General features: G+C 49.9%; 7 protein-coding genes. All 7 read right to left on the minus strand.

All coding sequences use genetic code 11. The annotated features are described in order from the left end of the window. Positions 1-109: 109 nt before the first annotated feature. Positions 110-421 carry a cation:proton antiporter gene (locus tag GBI16_RS17615; RefSeq protein ID WP_004637114.1) on the minus strand — a complete coding sequence of 104 codons (312 nt, stop codon included), beginning with the start codon at positions 419-421 and terminating at the stop codon, positions 110-112. A gap of 5 nt (positions 422-426) precedes the next feature. Next, on the minus strand, positions 427-1,005 hold the full coding sequence (locus tag GBI16_RS17620; protein ID WP_004637113.1) for an NADH dehydrogenase ubiquinone Fe-S protein 4: 579 nt from the start codon (positions 1,003-1,005) through the stop codon (positions 427-429). Continuing rightward, a complete protein-coding gene (locus tag GBI16_RS17625; RefSeq protein ID WP_004733147.1) occupies positions 989-1,672 on the minus strand; it encodes a hypothetical protein in 684 nt (227 codons plus the stop codon). Before GBI16_RS17625 ends, GBI16_RS17620 begins: the two co-directional genes overlap by 17 nt. 201 nt (positions 1,673-1,873) lie before the next feature. Further along, positions 1,874-2,785: a mechanosensitive ion channel family protein gene (locus GBI16_RS17635; protein ID WP_004733146.1), complete on the minus strand. Its 912-nt coding sequence runs from the start codon at positions 2,783-2,785 to the stop codon at positions 1,874-1,876. Then, positions 2,782-3,579 (minus strand): HdeD family acid-resistance protein, encoded by a 798-nt coding sequence (locus GBI16_RS17640; protein ID WP_151707575.1) that lies wholly within the window; start codon positions 3,577-3,579, stop codon positions 2,782-2,784. Before GBI16_RS17640 ends, GBI16_RS17635 begins: the two co-directional genes overlap by 4 nt. A gap of 333 nt (positions 3,580-3,912) precedes the next feature. Further along, positions 3,913-4,617 (minus strand): IS6-like element IS1006 family transposase, encoded by a 705-nt coding sequence (locus GBI16_RS17645; protein WP_001067784.1) that lies wholly within the window; start codon positions 4,615-4,617, stop codon positions 3,913-3,915. 93 nt (positions 4,618-4,710) lie between these two features. Then, positions 4,711-4,929: MerR family DNA-binding protein (locus GBI16_RS17650; protein ID WP_228267865.1), on the minus strand; the 219-nt coding region annotated here is incomplete at its 5' end.

Below are 4,929 nucleotides of genomic sequence, written 5' to 3' on the forward strand. Positions count from 1 at the left end.
TAGTATGATACTTTAATAAATACAATATAATTTTGGAACCAATAAAAACAAATACTTATGCACAACAAAGGATGAAACTTTATTACTCTCATATAGGTGTTTATTCTTCCTATACTCGACCGGATGTTGTGGCGACCTGCAAAAGACCGACACCGAAGATCAGCCGCCGCAGCTCCATCAGCTTGCCAAGCGAGAATTCCAGCCCCAGCATGAACAGCAACAAGATCACGCCCAATTCACCGATAGCGCCAAGGGTTGCTTCACCATCAATAAGCTCGAGACCGTGCGGGCCCAAAGCCATGCCTGCAAGCAAAAACCCAACGATCGAAGGAACACCTAAACGGGAGCATATGGCAACGGCAATGAATGCGCCCGAAATCAGGGTCGCACCCGCAATCAGGAATTCGGCGGTTCCATGCATCGACTTCAGCCCCTTCGCCCGGATACTGTCGTTCCAATCCACGCCGGCGGATCAGAGGCTGGAAAGGACTCGATGGCAGCCTCCAGAACTGGATCGAGAAACTCAGCCTCCGATTTCTGCGGCGTTCCCGTGTTTTCGGATGCGCCGTATCCTTTTGGGAGGTGATGCTCCGACATCGTCGGTTGCCCCATCTGAACCCACCCTTCCTTGGAAGTATCGACCCCGCGATAAAGCTGATGACTGCTTGTGCCCGCCCAAGGGTTTGGTCCGATGCGCCGCGGACGATCTTCACGCACGATATAGCGCCAATCGTTCTTGAGGGCATAGTCGACAGCGCTGTCGCGATCTGGAAATGTCATCCTGATAGGCCGGTAAGGATCCTGAGACGTCGTCCATCCCATCAAGGGCTCAAGGTTCTGCGGGCGTGACGGTTCGAACTCCAGAACCCAGTGTCGGGATCGTGGCGCGGACGTGGCGGCCGCGCGCGCGGGTCGGTAAATGATGGCGGTTGGCACATCATGAGAACGAAGGTTGGTTCCGGGAATTGTTGGTGCGAATGGCGGGCGGTTATGTCCTTGCATCATCTTTCGAATCTCCTTTCTTCTGTTTATTGTTGGCTGCATTTGCGTCTGGCTTGGACTTTGAGTGCTCGATGTCGTCCAGCCGCTCGATCTTGCGTGAGTTCGCCATGATCGTTTCTACAGCCGACCGAAGCGCTTCAGGGTCGTTGTCGCTGCTGATGTCCGAACGCATCGCAATCGTGACTTCAGCTACGGCATGCATCACCTGTTCTGCGTCATTGCCGTTCAACTGGCCATCCTCAAGTCCATCAACAAGCAGATCAAGAACGCGTCGGAACGCTTCGACAACTGGCGCGCTGCCGACAACGGCAAGCTTGTGGCTGATGACCCTGAGTTCATCAATGAGCGCAAAATCATGACGTTCACGCTCCACGATTTCAGCAACCTTTTCGATGACGCGCATATATGTGTCATGCTTTTGTTGAAAAAGAAGAACTTGCCCTTCTTTTCTTAACTCAAGCTCAGTCTGGCGATTGAGGAGCACAGCTGTCAGATAGATAGTGGCAGCTGCACCCAGGAACACTAGGATCATCTCTTGGGCAAAAGGAACGTTTTCACCAACAAAGTATAAGCCGCGGTAGGCTGCGTAACCTACGCCCACTAAAACAATGGAAATTACCAGGTAGGCGACGTCCCTGCCGCGAAAGCTCGTCTTTACCGGTGGCTTCATGGGTTGGCCTTTCTTAATCATGGCTGTCGTTGCCTAGCGAACGGGTGTCAGGGGCAGGTTCGGTCTCCTTTTCGGGCCGCAAGAGAATAGGGGTTGGTCCAGAGCCAAATACATTGAACCCATCCCGCAGACAGCGCTCGAAAATCGTTTCATCCCAGTTCGAGAAATCTCTTTCCACTTCATATGTATATTTTGGCCGTGTCATTGGGCACCAGCCGGAGCTTCGATCCGAAAGGCAGGGGCTTTTCCATCCTTGTCCTGGCCGGCATAAAGCGTCAGATGCGGATAAGGGATTTCGATGCCAAGTTCGTCGAAGCGCTGTTTTATCCTGTGCAGATATTCGCGCCGGATTGACCATTGCTCACCTGGCAAGACCTTGAGGCGAAGACGCAGGATAACCGAAGAGTCACCCAACGTTTCGACCCCAAAGACCTCTGGCTCGGCTAATATTCTCGTTGACCAGGTTGTTTCCGAAGCTAGCTCACGGGCGACACTCTCCATAACGTTCAATGCCTCCTGAAGGTTTTCGCGATAGGCGACACCGACATCGATTACGGCCATCGAATAGTCCGTTGTCTTATTTGTCAGATTGGTGATGGCTCCGTTGGGCACATAGACCACGTCACCATTGAGTTGACGCAGGCGCACATAGCGCAACGTCATCTCTTCGACTTGGCCTGCCACACCGCCAATATCCACGATATCCCCGATGCGGAGTTGCCCTTCCAGCAACAAGACCAAACCCGAAAAATAGTCTTTTATCAGGCTCTGCGCAGCAAACCCCACTGCGATGCCGCTTACCCCCGCAGTCGTCAGGATCGGTGCCACAGAAATGCCAAGGATTGAGAGGGAAATGGTCACGGCCAAGGCCCACACGACCAGCCGACTGACGAAACGGATCAGACGAAAAGATGTTTCAATGCGTTTGACCTCATCTGCAGATCTCTTGGAAGTACGGGTTCTTTTGCTGATGCGTGTGATGGCCCGCGAAAGCACTGCGGACACGAGCCACGCCACGGTCATGACGAGCACAATCTGTGCAACTGTTTGGGAAACGGAAATAAGGCCGGATAGGAGCTCTGCCTGTGTGACCTGCAAATTCAAAAAATTCATTTATATGCACTCCCTATTATTCTGCAACGAAAGGTCGGCTGGCGCAGCGCTGCTTCTCTTTTTTTAAAGGCAGCCAGGTCCTGTGACGTGCCTGGCCGCCGTTCTCGCGTTTTAAGTGGCTGTAGTTTCGGCCCCAGCGTGTCGTCCGAAGCGCTGACTTTCCGAAGCTTCAATGCCAACAGGATCATGGTTACACCGAAGATTGCGGCATAGACGCCCAACAACCAACCGAGGGCCATAATACTGCCTGCGGGTGTCGTGAACAAGACCCATGTGACGGCAGCGCCAAGCAAGATGGAAATGACACCGCTGAGGACGAGCAACCATTCCCCCTCGATTTCCTTACGGAGCCGAAAGGCCGCGACGATCTCCATCACGCCGGATGTGATCGACCAGAATGCAACCATCGTCCAGAGAAACACGGTTAACACGAGTGTCGCGACGAACGGGCTGACCAGGACGATAAGCCCGGTTGCGATGCCAAGGAGGCCGCTGAAGATCAACCAGCCCCAGCTTTCACCCTGACGCATGTTTTTATAGCCCGACCAAAGCCCCAGTACGCCATCCGCAAAGGAGTAGGCACCAAACACAATGGTCAGTGTTAGGACCGCTTCAGCGGGCATCAGCCATGCCAGGGCGGCAAGAATGACGGCAACGATGCCGCGCCACAGGAAAGCCTTCCAGTCGGCTTGGGAAACAAGTCTTGGAAAACCACACTCTGCGTTGTGATATGGTAGCTCATGAGAAGACCTGTTTGATGTGCAACTGTTTGTTTTGCAACAATATTTTAGCACACAATAGGCCTTCTCATCCTTTGTGTGGTGAATAATTCAGGTTAGGAGTATGAGGGAGCAGAATCACCCGTTTTTCGGACCAAGTTTCCATGCCAAAATGGCAAACACTCCCTCCGGCCAATTTGACGGTGCCAAAAAGATTCGATTTGTCCCCAGGCGCATGGCTGCGGGAGACGCGCCGTGGCTTCTTGGCCGATGCTTTATCTTTCGAAATAGGCATGCTGGGGGTTCCACGTATCACTCGATGGTGCCTCAAGGGAATCATCCAACTGAGTTGTCGCGGCACTGTTGCAAATAGAGATTTGAGTCGATGATGTTCCCTTTAAAAAGTACTTAGAGACCGAAAACCCTGTTGATTAGACACACTTCACCCTGAGGCTGACCATAATAAAATGACGATGCTTGTCCTTTACGTAGTGCACGCATGACTTCAATACCTTTAATTGTGGCATAAGCCGTCTTCATAGATTTGAATCCTAATGTGGCCCTGATGATCCGCTTTAGCTTGCCATGATCACATTCAATCACGTTATTTTTATACTTAATCTGCCTGTGCTCAAGGTCTGGTGGACATTTACCTTCCCGTTTTAACCGTGATAAAGCACGTCCATATGTGGGTGCTTTATCCGTGTTGATCACTTGTGGAATTTGCCACTTCTTCACATTATTTAAAATTTTTCCAAGAAAACAATATGCTGATTTGGTATTACGTCTAGAAGAAAGATAAAAATCAATGGTATCGCCACGTTGATCGACTGCACGATACAGATAAGACCATCGTCCATTCACTTTTACATAGGTTTCATCAATATGCCACGAGCTCAGATCTGTAGGATTACGCCAATACCAGCGTAAACGTTTTTCTATTTCAGGAGCATAACGTTGAACCCAACGGTAAATAGTCGTGTGATCAACATTCACACCCCGTTCGGCCAGCATTTCCTGCAGTTCACGATAGCTAATGCCATATTTACAATACCAGCGCACAGCCCAAAGAATGATTTCGCCCTGAAAATGCCGACCATGGAAAGGATTCATATGCTGCACCTTTAGCTAAAACAGTCTTCAGCTTACCATTCGTGGTTATTTGCAACAGTGCCGATTTTTTGAAAAAAGCATAGGTCTAGATAATCAAGCTAGATTTTTTAAAACCCCACATTGGTCAATTGTACATAAACCATCACAAGTACCTCTTAAATCAGATAGTTGTTCAATAAGCTTTTGTTGCTTGATTATATTTTCTCTGATAGCACTGACATGTAAGTCAATTAATTCATTCACATCTGAACAATTTTTCTTGGGATTATCTTTATAGGTGAGTAATTGACGAATTTCATTCAAACTCATATT

It is taken from the genome of Acinetobacter sp. TUM15064 (assembly GCF_008980265.1).
Classification (GTDB): domain Bacteria; phylum Pseudomonadota; class Gammaproteobacteria; order Pseudomonadales; family Moraxellaceae; genus Acinetobacter.